General features: G+C 68.8%; 12 protein-coding genes and 6 tRNA genes. 2 read left to right on the top strand and 16 right to left on the bottom strand.

What is annotated here, in order from left to right:
- Positions 1–7: 7 nt before the first annotated feature.
- The 9 genes from H0523_RS09930 to H0523_RS09890 all read right to left on the bottom strand — a co-directional run bounded on the left by H0523_RS09930 (position 8) and on the right by H0523_RS09890 (position 4,675).
- The gene (locus tag H0523_RS09930; RefSeq protein WP_054429218.1) at positions 8–889 is read right to left on the bottom strand and encodes an EamA family transporter; all 882 of its coding nucleotides are present in this window, start codon (positions 887–889) and stop codon (positions 8–10) included.
- A gap of 2 nt (positions 890–891) precedes the next feature.
- Positions 892–1,917 carry a biotin synthase BioB gene (gene bioB / locus H0523_RS09925; protein ID WP_054428572.1) on the bottom strand — a complete coding sequence of 342 codons (1,026 nt, stop codon included), beginning with the start codon at positions 1,915–1,917 and terminating at the stop codon, positions 892–894.
- 248 nt (positions 1,918–2,165) lie between these two features.
- Positions 2,166–3,656 carry a helix-turn-helix transcriptional regulator gene (locus H0523_RS09920; RefSeq protein ID WP_054428571.1) on the bottom strand — a complete coding sequence of 497 codons (1,491 nt, stop codon included), beginning with the start codon at positions 3,654–3,656 and terminating at the stop codon, positions 2,166–2,168.
- A 230-nt stretch (positions 3,657–3,886) separates the two neighbouring features.
- A tRNA-Asp gene (locus H0523_RS09915) sits at positions 3,887–3,963 on the bottom strand.
- 79 nt (positions 3,964–4,042) lie between these two features.
- Positions 4,043–4,118: transfer RNA gene (locus H0523_RS09910), tRNA-Glu, on the bottom strand.
- A 45-nt stretch (positions 4,119–4,163) separates the two neighbouring features.
- Positions 4,164–4,239, bottom strand: a tRNA-Ala gene (locus H0523_RS09905).
- Between the two features lie 103 nt (positions 4,240–4,342).
- Positions 4,343–4,419: transfer RNA gene (locus H0523_RS09900), tRNA-Asp, on the bottom strand.
- A gap of 60 nt (positions 4,420–4,479) precedes the next feature.
- Positions 4,480–4,555: transfer RNA gene (locus H0523_RS09895), tRNA-Glu, on the bottom strand.
- A gap of 44 nt (positions 4,556–4,599) precedes the next feature.
- Positions 4,600–4,675 (bottom strand) — tRNA-Ala (locus H0523_RS09890).
- A gap of 363 nt (positions 4,676–5,038) precedes the next feature.
- Between H0523_RS09890 and H0523_RS09885 the strand changes: the two genes are divergently transcribed.
- Positions 5,039–6,094, top strand: coding sequence for an aldo/keto reductase (locus H0523_RS09885; protein WP_082385797.1), 1,056 nt, complete (start codon positions 5,039–5,041; stop codon positions 6,092–6,094).
- Between the two features lie 112 nt (positions 6,095–6,206).
- Here H0523_RS09885 and lnt read toward each other — a convergent pair whose 3' ends face one another.
- The 5 genes from lnt to miaB all read right to left on the bottom strand — a co-directional run bounded on the left by lnt (position 6,207) and on the right by miaB (position 11,795).
- On the bottom strand, positions 6,207–7,838 hold the full coding sequence (gene lnt / locus H0523_RS09880) for an apolipoprotein N-acyltransferase (protein WP_054428570.1): 1,632 nt from the start codon (positions 7,836–7,838) through the stop codon (positions 6,207–6,209).
- On the bottom strand, positions 7,835–8,725 hold the full coding sequence (locus H0523_RS09875) for a CorC family transporter (protein WP_054428569.1): 891 nt from the start codon (positions 8,723–8,725) through the stop codon (positions 7,835–7,837). Before H0523_RS09875 ends, lnt begins: the two co-directional genes overlap by 4 nt.
- 154 nt (positions 8,726–8,879) lie before the next feature.
- The gene (gene ybeY / locus H0523_RS09870) at positions 8,880–9,353 is read right to left on the bottom strand and encodes an rRNA maturation RNase YbeY (RefSeq protein ID WP_054428568.1); all 474 of its coding nucleotides are present in this window, start codon (positions 9,351–9,353) and stop codon (positions 8,880–8,882) included.
- Entirely contained in the window at positions 9,343–10,368 is a 1,026-nt protein-coding gene (locus tag H0523_RS09865) for a PhoH family protein (protein WP_054428567.1), read from the bottom strand. Before H0523_RS09865 ends, ybeY begins: the two co-directional genes overlap by 11 nt.
- Positions 10,365–11,795: a tRNA (N6-isopentenyl adenosine(37)-C2)-methylthiotransferase MiaB gene (gene miaB / locus H0523_RS09860; RefSeq protein WP_054428566.1), complete on the bottom strand. Its 1,431-nt coding sequence runs from the start codon at positions 11,793–11,795 to the stop codon at positions 10,365–10,367. Before miaB ends, H0523_RS09865 begins: the two co-directional genes overlap by 4 nt.
- Positions 11,796–11,958: 163 nt before the next feature.
- Here miaB and H0523_RS09855 point away from each other — a divergent pair, with 163 nt between their 5' ends.
- Entirely contained in the window at positions 11,959–12,720 is a 762-nt protein-coding gene (locus tag H0523_RS09855) for a phosphatase PAP2 family protein (protein ID WP_082404285.1), read from the top strand.
- A gap of 71 nt (positions 12,721–12,791) precedes the next feature.
- Here H0523_RS09855 and H0523_RS09850 read toward each other — a convergent pair whose 3' ends face one another.
- Both H0523_RS09850 and H0523_RS09845 read right to left on the bottom strand, forming a co-directional pair.
- A complete protein-coding gene (locus H0523_RS09850; RefSeq protein ID WP_054428564.1) occupies positions 12,792–13,505 on the bottom strand; it encodes an alanyl-tRNA editing protein in 714 nt (237 codons plus the stop codon).
- A gap of 34 nt (positions 13,506–13,539) precedes the next feature.
- Positions 13,540–14,217 (bottom strand): VOC family protein, encoded by a 678-nt coding sequence (locus H0523_RS09845; protein WP_054428563.1) that lies wholly within the window; start codon positions 14,215–14,217, stop codon positions 13,540–13,542.
- Positions 14,218–14,285 lie beyond the last annotated feature (68 nt).

Genomic DNA, 14,285 nt, shown 5'->3' with positions numbered 1-14,285 from the left:
GCGCCCGTCACCACGGGGTCATCAGCAGGATGGCCCCCAGGGCCAGCGCCAGGCCCGCGCCGTTCAGGCGCGTCAGGGGCTCGCGGAACGCCAGCGCTCCGACCAGCGTGCCCAGCGTGATCACGCCCATGTTCATGGACGCGAACACCAGCGCGGGATGCTCGGGCAGCGCCTGGTGGGCGCGGATGTAGGTGAGGATATTGCCGAAGTTCACCACGCCCAGCGCCACGCCCGCCGCCAGATGGCGCGGCGCCCAGGCGGCCCGGCGCCACAGCAGGTAGAGCAGCATCAGCGCGCTGGCCAGCGCGAAGGCCAGCAGCAGGCCGCTGGCGAAGGCGGTGCCGGCGCGCGCCACCTGCTTGAACAGGATGTCGACCACGCCATAGGCCACCCAGACCGACAACGGCCACAGCCACAGCGCGCGGCGCGCGGCGGCGTCCGTCTCGGGCGCCTGCGCCGCGGGCAGGGCGGCCGGCCGCCGCAGCAGGCAGAACAGCGCGGCGAAGGCCAGCGCGATCGCGCCCAGCTTGCGGCCGCTGACCGGCTCGCCGAACAGCAGGAACGCCGCCAGCAGCGGGATGAACAGCGACAGCCGCTGCGCCGCGTCGCTGCGCACCACGCCGGCATGGCGCACGGCCAGCGCCATCGCCATGAAGCCGCTGGGCAGCAGCAGGCCCAGCGCCACCAGCACCAGCCACGGCGTCTGCGGCGTCAGCAGCGCGGCCGGGTCTGGCCGCAGCACCGTCCAGCAGAGCAGGGCGGCGACCGCGTGGTTGACCATGATGGCCTGGCGCACGTCCACCTGCCAGCGCCGCGCCAGCTTCAGCATCGCCGCCACGGCGACGCTGCAGACGACGCTGGCCAGCAGGTAGAACAGGCCGGGGCTCAGCGTCACGCCGAGAGATCCTGGTGCGCATGGTGGGGGTTGTGCTGGCCGGCGTCGATGCGCATGCCCAGGCGTTGCAGCAGGCGCTGGTCGGCCTCCATGCGCGGATTGCCGGTGGTCAGCAGCACGTCGCCGTAGAACATCGAGTTGGCGCCGGCCATGAAGCACAGCGCCTGCATGGCGTCGTCCATGGCCTCGCGGCCGGCCGACAGGCGCACCATGGCGCGCGGCATGGTGATGCGCGCCACCGCGATGGTGCGCACGAACTCGAACGGATCGAGCGGCTCGACGTCGGCCAGCGGCGTGCCTTCCACCCGCATCAGGTTGTTGATCGGCACCGACTCGGGGTAGGGCTCCATGTTGGCCAGCTGCGCGATCAGGCCGGCGCGCTCCTGGCGCGATTCGCCCATGCCGACGATGCCGCCGCAGCAGACGTTGATGCCGGCGTCGCGCACGCGGTCCAGCGTGTCGAGGCGGTCCTGGTAGGTGCGGGTGGTGACGATCTTGCCGTAGAACTCGGGCGAGGTGTCCAGGTTGTGGTTGTAGTAGTCCAGACCGGCCTGCTTGAGCTGTTCGGCCTGGCCCTCGCGCAGCATGCCGAGCGTGACGCAGGTCTCCAGGCCGAGCGCCTTGACCGCGCTGACCATCTCGGCCACGGCCTCCAGGTGGTGCGGCTTGGGGCTGCGCCAGGCGGCGCCCATGCAGAAGCGCTGGGCGCCGCCTGCCTGGGCGGCGCGGGCGGCGGCCAGCACTTCGTCCAGCGGCATCAGCTTTTCCGCTTCCAGGCCGGTGTCGTAGCGCGACGACTGCGAGCAATAGCCGCAGTCCTCGGGACAGCCGCCGGTCTTGATCGACAGCAGGCTCGACAGCTGGATGCCGTTGGGATCGAAGTGGGCGCGGTGCGTCTGCTGGGCGCGGAACACCAGGTCCATGAACGGCAGGGCGTAAAGCTCCATCACGGCGGCGCTGCTCCAGGCGGGCGCGGGCTGCGCCTTGGGCGGCTTGGGAACGGGAATGTAGGCGGTCTGCATCAACGGACTCCAGAAGGCTTGCGGGGCTCTGCCGGACCCGTGGACGGGACGGCCAGATCGGCGGATCGTAAGAACCTGCGCAGGGTTTGCGCAATCTGGGGTGTGATGCGGATTTTGGCGGCTAGTTGGCTGGAGTTTTGCCGAAAATGGCGATTTTTGGCGGCGGGCGGAATCTAACGCGGCGGCATCTTCGCGCAGCGCGATCCCCTCATTATTTTGATTCAATTTGTAAATTCAGGCGGCCTGCCTCAGCCCGCGCCGGATTTGCCCCGGGAGCGCGGCTTTTCATGCCCGGTGATGCCGCGGTCGCGGGCCCAGACGATGGCCGCGCTGCGCCGGTGCACGCCAATCTTGCTGTAGATGGTGGCCACGTGATTGCGCACCGTGTTGCGCGACAGGCGCAACTGGCGGGCGATCTCGTCGTCGCTATGGCCCTGGCACAGCAGGCCCAGCACCTCGCGCTCGCGCGCCGTCAGCTGCGCCAGCTCGGCCACGTCGCGGGCCGCCGGCGCCGGGGCGCGCAACTGCGCCAGCTTCTCGATGATGCCGCGGCTGAACCACGAGGTGTCCTGCATCACCGCCTCGATCGCGGTCAGCAGTTCGGTCTCGCTGCGCTTGCGTTCGGTGATGTCCTGCATCACCAGCAGCACGCGGCGCTCGCCGCCGATCATGACCGGCTCGGCCGAGGCCAGGCAATCCAGAAGGGCGCCGTCGGGCGTGGCCAGCGCGGCTTCGCGGTTGCGGATGCTCTCGCCGCGCGCCAGGCTGTCGGCCATGCCTTCGAACGGGCGCAGGCCCAGGGCGGTCAGTTCCTGGCCCGCGCCGTCCTGCGCCGACACGCCCACGGCCTGCGCGAAGGCGTCATTGATATCCAGCGCGCGCAGCGATTCGCCGTCGCACAGCGCCATCGGCACCGGCGCCAGCCGGAACGCCTTGGAGAAGCGCTCCTCGCTCTGCTGCAGGGCCTCCTCGGTGCGCTTGCGCTTTTCCAGGTCGATGAAGGTGAACAGCATGCACGGTTCGTCCTGCATGTCGATCGGCTGGCCGGCGACGATGACGAAGCGCGCGCCGCCGTCCGCCAGCCGCACCACGCCTTCGCGCTGGCTGATGGTCAGGCCCGCGTTCAGCTTGGCCACCGCGTCCTCCTTGTCATCGCCGCCGTCAAGCACGTCCAGCTCGTAGGCCGATTTGCCCAGCACGGTCTCGCGCGTCAGGCCGGTCATGTCCAGGAAGCCCTGGTTCACCTTCACATAGCGCAGGTCGGACAGGCGGCAGATGAGCGCCGGCGCGGGATTGGCGGCAAAGGTGCGCTCGAAGCGCTGCTCGGCGTTGAACTGGCCGGTCTGGTCATCCAGGATCAGCACGCGGAAGTCCGCGCCGTCGCCTTCGAGCAGCAGGCCGCGCGCGCGGATGTTGCGCAGGAAGTCGGCGTCGTCCTTGCGCGTCAGGTCCAGCAGCAGGTCGTCGAACGCGACCGCGGCGGCCAGGCGGTCGAGCGGATACTGCTTGGCCGGCACGCGGTGATGGTTGCGGTAGGTCAGCGCATAGCGTTTGCGGTAGCCGGCGGGCGTCTGCCCCAGCGCCTCCAGCGTGTCGACCCCGTGCAGCGCCAGCGCGCTGGCGTTGGCCCAGGCGATGCTGCCATCGGACTCGAGCAGGATGATGCCTTCGTTCAAGCCTGCGATGATGCGTTGCAGGTGCTGGCGGTGTGCGTGCGGGGCGGCGTTGCTGGCGGTCACGTGGGCCTCTTGGCTTGGCTGGCACAAGCGCACAGGATGCGATGCGAAGCGCGGCCTGTCCAGAGGATAAACGGACGAGACGGGGGAAGGGGGCGGCACGGCGCTTGCTGCCGCGCAAAGCAAAAAAGCTCCGGAATCCGGAGCTTTTGGCGGGCGCCTTCTGGCGCAGTGCAGGAAGACTCCTGCGGAACAACTGGTCTTGCGGCTTGCTGGGATGCACACAAGATGCTTGGCGGAGCGGACGGGGCTCGAACCCGCGACCCCCGGCGTGACAGGCCGGTATTCTAACCAACTGAACTACCGCTCCGCAGCGGTTTACAACAACACTTGGCAGCACACCATCTTGTCAGGACGGCTTTGCAGATCCGGTCGGCGAGCCAGCGAACTGGCGTCCCCTAGGGGATTCGAACCCCTGTACTCACCGTGAAAGGGTGATGTCCTAGGCCTCTAGACGAAGGGGACCGGAACGTGCAACTGCTCAAACTACTGTACTACTTACTGCTTTACTGGTGGAGGTAAGCGGGATCGAACCGCTGACCTCTTGCATGCCATGCAAGCGCTCTCCCAGCTGAGCTATACCCCCCAGATTCCCCGCTGTTCCAACCTGCAAACAACAAGGCTTACACCCTATAAATGCAAAAAGCTCCAGGGACGGAGCTCTTGAAAGGCACTGCGTAGAGCGCTTTTGGCGGAGCGGACGGGGCTCGAACCCGCGACCCCCGGCGTGACAGGCCGGTATTCTAACCAACTGAACTACCGCTCCGCAGCGGCTTACTCAACTACTGTGTCACTTCAACTGCATCTTGTACTGCTGCCAGTAAACTGGCGTCCCCTAGGGGATTCGAACCCCTGTACTCACCGTGAAAGGGTGATGTCCTAGGCCTCTAGACGAAGGGGACTTGGACTTGCTGGTTTTACTGCTGTACTAATCTTCGCTTTGGACTGGTGGAGGTAAGCGGGATCGAACCGCTGACCTCTTGCATGCCATGCAAGCGCTCTCCCAGCTGAGCTATACCCCCGTTCTTCTAATCAACTCCTGCCACGTTTTACGTTTTTTCCGATCACTTTCGTGGTCGTTTTTCGTATCTCGTTGCCGGTTTTGTTTAGTGCCGTTGGCGAAGAAACGAGATTATGCACGAACTAATTTCGGCGTGCAAGTCGGTTGGGTGCAAAAAATGAAAAAGTTGCGTTGAAATCGCTTTCAAGGGGACGCATGCGTGGTCGCGCCGGCCGCGCGGCAAGGGTGTCAGTCGTTTCCGGAACGCCGCGCCCGAGGCGCACAACACCGGAAAATCAAAGGCTTGGACGAGTGCTATCGTGACTGTTGCGGGGACCCGGGCGGGATCCGCCATGACGTTTTGCCGGCAGGAGATTTTTTTCGCATGAGCACCACGACTTCTTTTCCGACGCGCCCGCTGGGGCGCAGCGATATGTCGATCACGCGCATCGGCCTGGGCGCCTGGGCGATGGGCGGCAATGCCTGGGCCATCGGCTGGGGGCCGCAGGACGACGCCGATTCGATCGCCGCCATCCGCCTCGCGGTCGATCGCGGCATCAACTGGATCGACACCGCCGCCGTCTATGGACTGGGCCACGCCGAAGAGGTGGTGGGACGCGCGCTGGCGCAGATGAGCGCAAGCGAACGGCCCTACGTCTTCACCAAATGCGGCCTGACCTGGTCGCCCGAGCAGCCGCAGGCGACTCCGCGGCGCAACGGCGCGCCGGCCAGCATCCGCCGCGAAATCGAGGGATCGCTGCGCCGTCTGGGCGTCGAGCGCATCGACCTGTACCAGATGCACTGGCCGGCCGGCGACGGCACGCCGCTGGAGGCCTATTGGCAGGAATTGCTGGACCTCAAGCGCGAAGGCAAGGTGCGCGCGGTCGGCCTGTCCAACCACAACCTGGCGCAATTGCAGGACGCCGAGGCGCTGGGGCACGTGGAGTCGCTGCAGCCGCCGTTCTCGGCGATCCAGCGCGGCGCGGGCGCCGACCTGATTCCCTGGTGCGCGCAGAACGGCACCGGCGTCATCGTCTACAGCCCGATGCAATCGGGGTTGCTCAGCGGCGGTTTTTCGGTCGAGCGGGCGCAGGCGTTGCGCGCGGACGACTGGCGTTCGCGCAACGCTGAATTCCAGCCGCCCTGCCTGGCGCGCAATCTGGCCCTGGCCGAAGCGCTCAAGCCCATCGCCGAACGCCACGGCACGACCCAGGCGGCGGTCGCCATCGCCTGGACCCTGGCGTGGCCGGGCGTCACCGGAGCCATTGTCGGCATGCGCAACGTGGCGCAGGTCGACGGCGTGCTGGGCGCGGCGGAACTGGAGCTGGACAGTGACGACATGGCGCGCATCGCTGACGCCATCGAGCTGACGGGCGCGGGAGTGGGGCCGCTGCGGCCGGTCGACGACAGCGGCGCGCTGCCCGCCAATCTGTTGCGCTAGGGCCCGTGCACACGACAAGGAGCCTCGCACAGGCCCCAGTGTCTGATCACGCCAAACAGGAAAGCGTCGGCCGGGCAGCGCCGGACCAGGCCAGGCCTGGCCCGGTTCAGGCTCAGTTGCGGCGCGGGCGGTTGATGCCGAAGGCGGCGATCAGCGCAAGGCCGATCAGCGCCAGCGCCGACTTGTCGCCGAATCGGGCATAGGGCGTCAGGCCCGCCATGCCCTGTACCGACACCGGCAGCACGCCGGGCCGCAGCGGCGCCAGCTGGGCCGCGACATGGCCCTTGGCGTCGATGGCCGCGGTGATGCCGGTGTTGGTGGCGGTCAGCATGGGACGCGCGGTCTCGATCGTGCGCAGGCGCCCGATCTGCAGGTGCTGGCGCAAGGCCCAGCTATCGCCGAACCAGCCCAGGTTGCTGACGTTCACCAGGATGGTGGCGCCCGGTTCGCCGTTGGGACCGGACTGCAGCGCGGGCAGCAGGTCCGGACCGAACAGGTCTTCGTAGCAGATGTTGAAGGCGATGTGCTGGCCGCCCACCGCGAACGGCGTCTGACGCTCGGCGCCGCGGTCGAAATCGCCCAACGGGATGTTCAACATCTCGACGAACCAGTGGAAGCCCGGCGGCACATATTCGCCCCAGGGCACCAGGTGGCGCTTGTCGTAGCGCATCGCGGTGGCGCCGCTGATCAATTGCGAGGCCGGCGTCTGGCCGTCGAAACCCAACACGCTGTTGGTGTAGCGGTCGCGGCCGTTGACCACGTCGTGGACCGGCGCGCCCATGGCGATCACGGCATTCTGGCGCGCGGCGACCTCGCGCCAGATTTCCCAGACGCGCGGATCGAGCTGGTCCTGGAAGACCGGCAGCACGGTTTCCGGCAGGATCACCATCTGCGGCGCCGGCACGCCGGGCGCGGGCGGCATGGCCGCCAGTTCCAGATGGCGGCGCAGGCTCTGATCAAGCAGCGCCGGATCGAATTTCTGCGACTGCTCGATGTTGCCCTGGACCAGGCGCACGTTCAGCGGCTCGCCGCTGGGGGCCGACCAGTCGATGCGCGACAACGGCCAGCCGGCGGCGGCCAGCGCCAGCGCCACGCCGGCGGCCAGCGCGTGGCGGCCGTCGCGTGGTTGCTTCTGCTGGCCCGCGGGACGCCACAGGCTGGCGATGGCGGCGGCGGCGAAGGCCGACAGCAGGGCCATGCCATGCACGCCCAGCAGCGGCGCCCAGCCGGCGATGGGACTGTCGACCTGCGCGTAGCCGATGTTGAGCCACGGGAAGCCGGTCAGCAGCACCGCGCGGATCCATTCGAAGCCGGCCCACAGCGCGCCCCAGGCCAGCGTGGCCGACAGCACCCGTCCCGGCGTCGAGTCGGCGGCCAGCGGCGTGTAGCGCCGCGCCAGCGCGCCGGCGGTGGCCGGGAACAGCGCCAGGAAGGCCGACAGCGCCAGGACCGCGGCGACCGCCAACGGCGCGGCCAGGTCGCCGTAGCGGTGCAGGCTGATGAAGATCCAGTACAGCCCCAGCGCATAGGTGGCGAAGCTGAACAGCCAGCCGCGCAGCCACGCCTGGCGCGCCGACGGCGCGTACAGGGTGACGCGGGCGGCCACCGCCAGCGCCAGGATCTGGGTGATGGCCAGGGCCCAGTCCGGCAGCGGACCGGGCGCGAAGGTGAGGGCGTGGACGGCGCCGGCCAGCGTCAGGCCGGCCGCGCCCAGCAGGAGCGGACCGCGGGCGGCGCGGCTCATGCGTCGGTATCGGGCGGGACGCCGCGCGACGGCGCCACGCGCTTGACTCGCAGCCAGATGGCGCGGCGGGCATCGCCGCGCGCCACTTCGAGTTTCAGGCCGTCGATCTCGGCGACGTCGCCGCGGCGCGGGATGCGGCCGAGCTGGCCGCCCATCCAGCCGCCGACGCTGTCGTACTCGTCGTCGGGCAGATGGCAGCCGAACACGTCGTTGAAGTGCGAGATGTCGGTGGCGGCCAGCACGCGCCACTGGTTCTCGCCCTCGGGGAAGATCGAGTCTTCCTCGGTTTCGTCGAATTCGTCCTCGATGTCGCCGACGATCTGTTCCAGCACGTCTTCCATCGTTACCAGGCCGGAGATGCCGCCATGCTCATCGATGACGATGGCCTGGTGGTTGCGGCTGGCGCGGAACTCGTGCAGCAGCACGTTCAGGCGCTTGGATTCCGGGATGAACACGGCCGGACGCACCAGCGTGCGCACTTCGATGCCGGGTTCCAGCATGCAGCGCAGCAGGTCCTTGGCGAGCAGGATGCCGATGATGTTGTCGCGGTCGCCTTCGTAGACCGGGAACCGCGAGTGCGCGGTTTCGATCACGTTGGCCACCAGGTAGGGGATGGGCTGCGTGACGTCGAGCAGGTCCATGCGCGAGCGCGGGACCATGATGTCGCCGACGGTGCCTTCGGACACGGCCAGCGCGCCCTTGATCATCTTGTAGGACTCCGCGTCCAGCAGGTCGCGGTCATGCGCGGCTTCGAGAACGGCCTTGATGCCTTCACGGTCCTCGGGCTCGCGGCGCACGAGGGAAAGCAGGCGGTCTAGAAGGGATTTGGTGGCGGGTTTGGATGAGCGAGCAGGCGTCGCTTCGGGAGCAGGGTAGGGGTCAGACATCGTCCGGGAGGACAAGTTATGGAGGGGCCAGCATAACCGAATCTGGCGCTCAATTTGTAACGCAACCCCGGAAAATGGGTCCAACCGACGCGATCTGCGCCTTGCTGGACGCCATTTCGCGCCGATTGCTCAGGGTTGACCCCAGGGCCGGAGATCACGCCTCGGTGTAGGGGTCGGCGATGCCCATGCGGGCCAGCGTGGCGGTCTCCAGCGCTTCCATGCGGCGGGCGTCGCGCGCCTTGATGTGGTCGTAGCCGAGCGAATGCAGCACCCCGTGCAGGGTCAGGTGGGCGGCGTGGTCGAGCAGCGCCTTGCGCTGTTCGCGCGCCTCGCGCACCAGCACCGGCACGCACATCACGATGTCGCCGCGCGCCACGCCCAGCGGGTCGACGCCATACTCGAACGTCAGCACGTTGGTGGCGTAGTCGCGCTGGCGGAAATCGCGGTTCAGGCGGCGCCCCTCGGCCACGCCCACCAGGCGCAGGCTGAGCTCGGCGGCGCTGAAGTCCACCAGCCCGTCCTCGGCCGCGGCGGCCAGCGCCCGCTCGGCCCAGCGGCGCAGGCGCCAGCGCGGCAGGCGGGGTTCCTCGACGCCGTACTGGACGGAAAGGGACAGGTCAGGCGTCATTTTCCGAGGCTCGGTCGTAGGCATCGACGATGCGGGCCACCAGCGGGTGGCGCACCACGTCGCGGCTGGTGAAGCGGGTGGTGGCGATGCCCTGCACGTCGTGCAGCACCTTGACGGCATGCGCCAGGCCGCTTTCCTGGCCGCGCGGCAGGTCCACCTGCGACGGGTCGCCGGTGATGACGGCCTTGCTGCCGAAGCCGATGCGCGTCAGGAACATCTTCATCTGTTCCGGCGTGGTGTTCTGCGCCTCGTCCAGGATGACGAAGGCGTGGTTCAGCGTGCGGCCGCGCATGTAGGCCAGCGGCGCGATCTCGATGGTCTGCTTCTCGAACAGGCGCTGCACCTTCTCGAAGCCCATCAGGTCATAGAGGGCGTCGTACAGCGGGCGCAGGTACGGATCGACCTTCTGCGCCAGGTCGCCGGGCAGGAAGCCCAGCCGTTCGCCGGCCTCGACCGCCGGGCGTGTCAGCACCAGGCGCTGCACCGTGTCGCGTTCCATCGCGTCGATGGCGCAGGCCACCGCCAGCCAGGTCTTGCCGGTGCCGGCCGGGCCCACGCCGAAGGTGATGTCGTGCTTGAGGATGTTGTTCAGGTAGTCGCGCTGGCGCGGCGTGCGCGGACGCAGATCGCTGCGCTTGGTGCGCAGGGCGATGGCGTCGCTGTCGTCGTCCAGCGCCGGCAGCGGGTCGGCCTCGCGGGCCGGCGCGTCCTGCGTTTTCTCTTCCTGGCGGCCGATGCCGATCTCGACCAGCCCGAGCTGGATGTCGTCGACCGACAGGGCGCGGTGCACCGCCTGCTCATGGAAGCGGCGCAGCGCGCGGCCGGCCAGCTCGGCCTGCTCGCCCTCGATCGTGACGCGGCTGCCGCGGCGCGCGAGCTTCACGCCCATGCCGTCGGCCAGCTGGCGCAGGTTCTCGTCCAGCGGGCCGCACAGGTTGGCCAGGTGGGTGTTGTCGCCGTCCAGGGTGACGACGGCGGGCATGCTGCGGCGGGCGCGGGGGCGGGAAGTGGTCATTCGGTCCCTTGGGCGTCGCGGTCGATGTCGGCCACCCGGGCGCGCAACGAGTTGGTGTGCGCTTCGGTGATGATGACGTCGACCATCTGGCCGATGAGCCGCGCGGGCGCGGCGAAGTTGACGATGCGGTTGTTCTCGGTGCGGCCCATCAGCTCGTTCGGGTCGCGTCGCGAGGGGCCTTCCACCAGCAGGCGCTGGCGGGTGCCGACCATGTTGCGGGCGATGGCGGCGGCCTGCTCGTTGATCAGCGCCTGCAGGCGCTGCAGGCGGCGCAGCTTGACGTCCTGCGGCGTGTCGTCGTGCAGGTCGGCGGCCGGCGTGCCGGGGCGGCGCGAGTAGACGAACGAGAACGAGGTGTCGAAGCCGACGTCCTCGATCAGCTTCATGGTCTTTTCGAAGTCTTCCTCGGTCTCGCCGGGGAAGCCGACGATGAAGTCCGACGACAGCGTCAGGTCGGGGCGCGCGGCGCGCAGGCGGCGCACCACCGACTTGAATTCGAGGGTGGTGTAGCCGCGCTTCATGGCCGCCAGCACGCGGTCGCTGCCGGCCTGCACCGGCAGGTGCAGGAACGACACCAGCTTGGGCAGGCGGGCGTAGGCGTCCACCATGCGCTGGGTCATTTCCTTGGGGTGCGAGGTGGTGTAGCGGATGCGTTCGATGCCGGGGATCTCGTGCACGTACTCCAGCAGCATGGCGAAATCGGCGATCTCGTCGCTGTCGGTCATGCGGCCGCGGTAGGCGTTGACGTTCTGGCCCAGCAGCGTGACTTCCTTGACGCCCTGGTCGGCCAGGTCGGCCACTTCGATCAGCACGTCGTCGAACGGCCGCGAGACTTCCTCGCCGCGCGTGTACGGCACGACACAGAAGCTGCAGTACTTGCTACAGCCTTCCATGATCGAGACGAAGGCGGTGGCGCCGTCGACGCGCGGCGGCGGCATGTTGTCGAACTTCTCGATCTCGGGGAAGCTGATGTCGACCTGCGAGCGGCCCTCGGCGCGGCGGCGCTGGATCAGGTCGGGCAGGCGGTGCAGGGTCTGCGGGCCGAACACCACGTCCACGTAGGGCGCGCGCTTGACGATGGCCTCGCCTTCCTGGCTGGCCACGCAGCCGCCCACGCCGATCACCAGGTTCGGGTTGGTCTTTTTCAGGTGCTGCACGCGGCCCAGGTCGGAAAAGACCTTTTCCTGGGCCTTTTCACGCACCGAACAGGTGTTGAACAGGATGACGTCGGCTTCTTCCGGATTGTCGGTCAGCTCCAGCCCCTGGTCGCCGCGCAGCACGTCGGCCATCTTGTCCGAGTCGTACTCGTTCATCTGGCAGCCGAAGGTGCGGATGTAAAGCTTGCGGGGGGAGCCGATGACGGCGGAGGACGGGACGGCGGCGCCGTCGGGCGCGGCCGAGGCGCGCTTCAGGGAGGTTTCTTGCATGTCGGTCGCCGTGACGGGTGTAGATCCCGGGGGCAGAAGAGGGGAAAAGCGGGATTTTACCCCTTGCAGCAAATTTCCCACTTCAATCCGCAATGCGGGGTTACGATAGCTCGCCTTCGCCGATTCTCTTTCCGAGAACAAGACTCTTTACAAACCCGGTCCGATGACGACGAATCTTCCCATTCCCCCGACCCGCGTGCTTCCGGCTGGCGGCGTGGTCGCTTCGGCGGACGAGTTTCGCAACCCCTTGTCCACCGCCGCGTGGGTGGCGGCGGGCCTGGCGCTGGCCGTGGTGGCGGGCGCCTGTGCCCTGTGGGTCGACCTGCCGCTGGCGATCTGGATCCGGCAGACGGTGTCCGAGGGCGTCAACGAATCGTTCGAGTGGATCGGCGAAATGGGCGAAAGCGGCCGCTATATCGGCGTGGCGCTGGCGTTCTACATCGTCGGCCTGGTCGGCCTGGCGCGCGGCTGGCGCAATCCGGTGCGCATGAGCTACGCCAGCATGGCGCGTGGCAGCCTGCTGATGCTGTCGACCATGGCGGTGGGCGGCCTGGTGGTGCTGGTGCTCAAGCGTTCGGTGGCGCGGGCGCGCCCCGAGCTGTTCTTCGACAAAGGCATCTACGGGCTGGGCGAGGCCTTCTCGCGCGCCAACCAGTTCAATTCGTTTCCCTCCAGCCACACCTACGCCGCCTTCGCGGTGGCGGTGACGCTCGGCATCCTGGCGCCGCGCTGGCGCTGGGCGTTCCTGTCGCTGGCCGCGCTGGTCGCCGTCAGCCGTCTGGTCAACCTGGACCACTACCTGTCGGACGTCATGACCGCCGCCGGCATCGCCATCGCGGTCGGCCATCTGCTGGCGCCGCGCGTGCTCGGCAGCAAGTACCAGTGGCCGCTGCGGGCGCCCTGGCGCTGGTGGAAGAAGGGCTGAGGCGCCGGCGCGAGGCGTTTCCGACCAAAAAAAGGCCGCCACCCGGGCGGCCTTTTGCATGGCGCGACGGTTCAGGCGAAGGCCACCACCACGCGGCGGTTGGTGCGGCTTTTCTTTTCGATCTTGGTGACGGTGACCGGGCCGATCTCGCCGGTGTTGGCCACGTGCGTGCCGCCACAGGGCTGGCGGTCCACGCCGGGGATCTCGATGATGCGGATGCGCGCCGTGCCGCCGGGCGGGGCGGCGCCGACCGTGCGCACCAGGTCGGGCTGCGCCGCCAGTTCCTCGGGCGTGATGGTGTTGACGGTGACGTCGGTGCGGGCCTGGATCAGTGCGTTCAGGCGCTCGGTCAGGTCGGCCTTGTCGAGCGTCGATTCGGGCAGGTCGAAGTCGATGCGAGCCGAGTCGGGCGAAATGCTGCAGCCGGTGACCGGCGCCGGCACCAGCGAACCGAGCAGGTGCAGACAGGTGTGCAGGCGCATCAGCCGATGGCGGCGCGGCCAGTCGATGCGCACGGTGACGCGGTCGCCGACCTGGGGCGCGGCGGCGCCCTCGGCCAGCACGTGCAGGATGCGGCGGCGGTCGTCGGCGTAGACGGTGTCGGCCACCGGCAGCGCGCGGCCATCGGCCAGCGTCAGCGTGCCGCTGTCGCCGGCCTGGCCGCCGCTGCGGGCGTAGCAGAGGGTCTGGTCCAGTTCGACGCCGTCGGCGCCGACGGCGATGACGGTGGCTTCGCACTGCTGCTCGTAGGGCGCGTCGTCGAAGCGCTTGAGGGTGACGCTCATGGGGATGTCTCCGTTGTCTTTCTTGTGGCGGGGGTCAGGCCAGGATCCGGATGCCCTGGCCGGTCTCGATGGCGGCCTGCAGGCGTGGCGGCCCGTCGGCCTGTTCGATGGCGATGAGCGCGTCCGCGCCCAGCCAGGCCAATCCCTGGCGCAGCAGCGCGGCATGCGGATGGGTGGCGGTCAGGGCGCGCAGCGTCAGCGGCTGGCGCGGCAGGCTGACGCCGGGATAGGCCGGCACGTCCCACTGGATCAGCGTCGGCAGCAGGCCGTCGCCGGCTGCCTGGCCGTCCTCGCGCCAGGCGGGCAGGCTGCCATCGTCCGGCACCGTGAGCCGCCAGCGCAGGTCGCCGCGGGTCATGGGGATGGCGGGCGCGATGCGATCGGGGTGCCGCGCCTGCCATGCGTTCAGGTCGTCGGGCGCCTCGACGCGCGCCGCCCAGTGCGCCAGGAACGGCCCTTCAGCCAGGCGCGCCCGCATGGCCGGCTGGTCCAGCCCGAACCAGCGCGGCCGCTGCGGCGCGGGCGCGCCCGGGTCGATGGCGATCACTTCCAGGTACACGCCGCCCGCCATGCCCAGCACGCGGTTGTGGGTGCCCATGCGCGGATGCGCGCCGCCGCCCATGGGCGCAATGCCCAGCAGGTCGGCCACGTGGCGCGTGCCGCTGTCCAGGTCCGCGGCGGCGACGACGAGATGGTCGAGAGCGAGTTTCATGAGGCCTATGGTAGCGAATAAGGGAGCGGCCGTACCCGTACAGCGGTTGGGCGGGGCGTCTGTACAGT

It is taken from the genome of Achromobacter insuavis (genome assembly GCF_902859645.1).
Lineage (GTDB): Bacteria > Pseudomonadota > Gammaproteobacteria > Burkholderiales > Burkholderiaceae_B > Achromobacter > Achromobacter insuavis.
This window is presented reverse-complemented; position numbering and strand designations above follow the sequence as displayed.

Bases quoted from the DNA above. Each gene is read 5' to 3' on its own strand.
- bioB (WP_054428572.1), bottom strand. From the start codon at position 1,917: ATGCAGACCGCCTACATTCCCGTTCCCAAGCCGCCCAAGGCGCAGCCC.
- H0523_RS09885 (WP_082385797.1), top strand. From the start codon at position 5,039: ATGAGCACCACGACTTCTTTTCCGACGCGCCCGCTGGGGCGCAGCGAT.
- lnt (WP_054428570.1), bottom strand. From the start codon at position 7,838: ATGAGCCGCGCCGCCCGCGGTCCGCTCCTGCTGGGCGCGGCCGGCCTG.
- H0523_RS09875 (WP_054428569.1), bottom strand. From the start codon at position 8,725: ATGTCTGACCCCTACCCTGCTCCCGAAGCGACGCCTGCTCGCTCATCC.
- ybeY (WP_054428568.1), bottom strand. From the start codon at position 9,353: ATGACGCCTGACCTGTCCCTTTCCGTCCAGTACGGCGTCGAGGAACCC.
- H0523_RS09865 (WP_054428567.1), bottom strand. From the start codon at position 10,368: ATGACCACTTCCCGCCCCCGCGCCCGCCGCAGCATGCCCGCCGTCGTC.
- miaB (WP_054428566.1), bottom strand. From the start codon at position 11,795: ATGCAAGAAACCTCCCTGAAGCGCGCCTCGGCCGCGCCCGACGGCGCC.
- H0523_RS09855 (WP_082404285.1), top strand. From the start codon at position 11,959: ATGACGACGAATCTTCCCATTCCCCCGACCCGCGTGCTTCCGGCTGGC.
- H0523_RS09850 (WP_054428564.1), bottom strand. From the start codon at position 13,505: ATGAGCGTCACCCTCAAGCGCTTCGACGACGCGCCCTACGAGCAGCAG.
- H0523_RS09845 (WP_054428563.1), bottom strand. From the start codon at position 14,217: ATGAAACTCGCTCTCGACCATCTCGTCGTCGCCGCCGCGGACCTGGAC.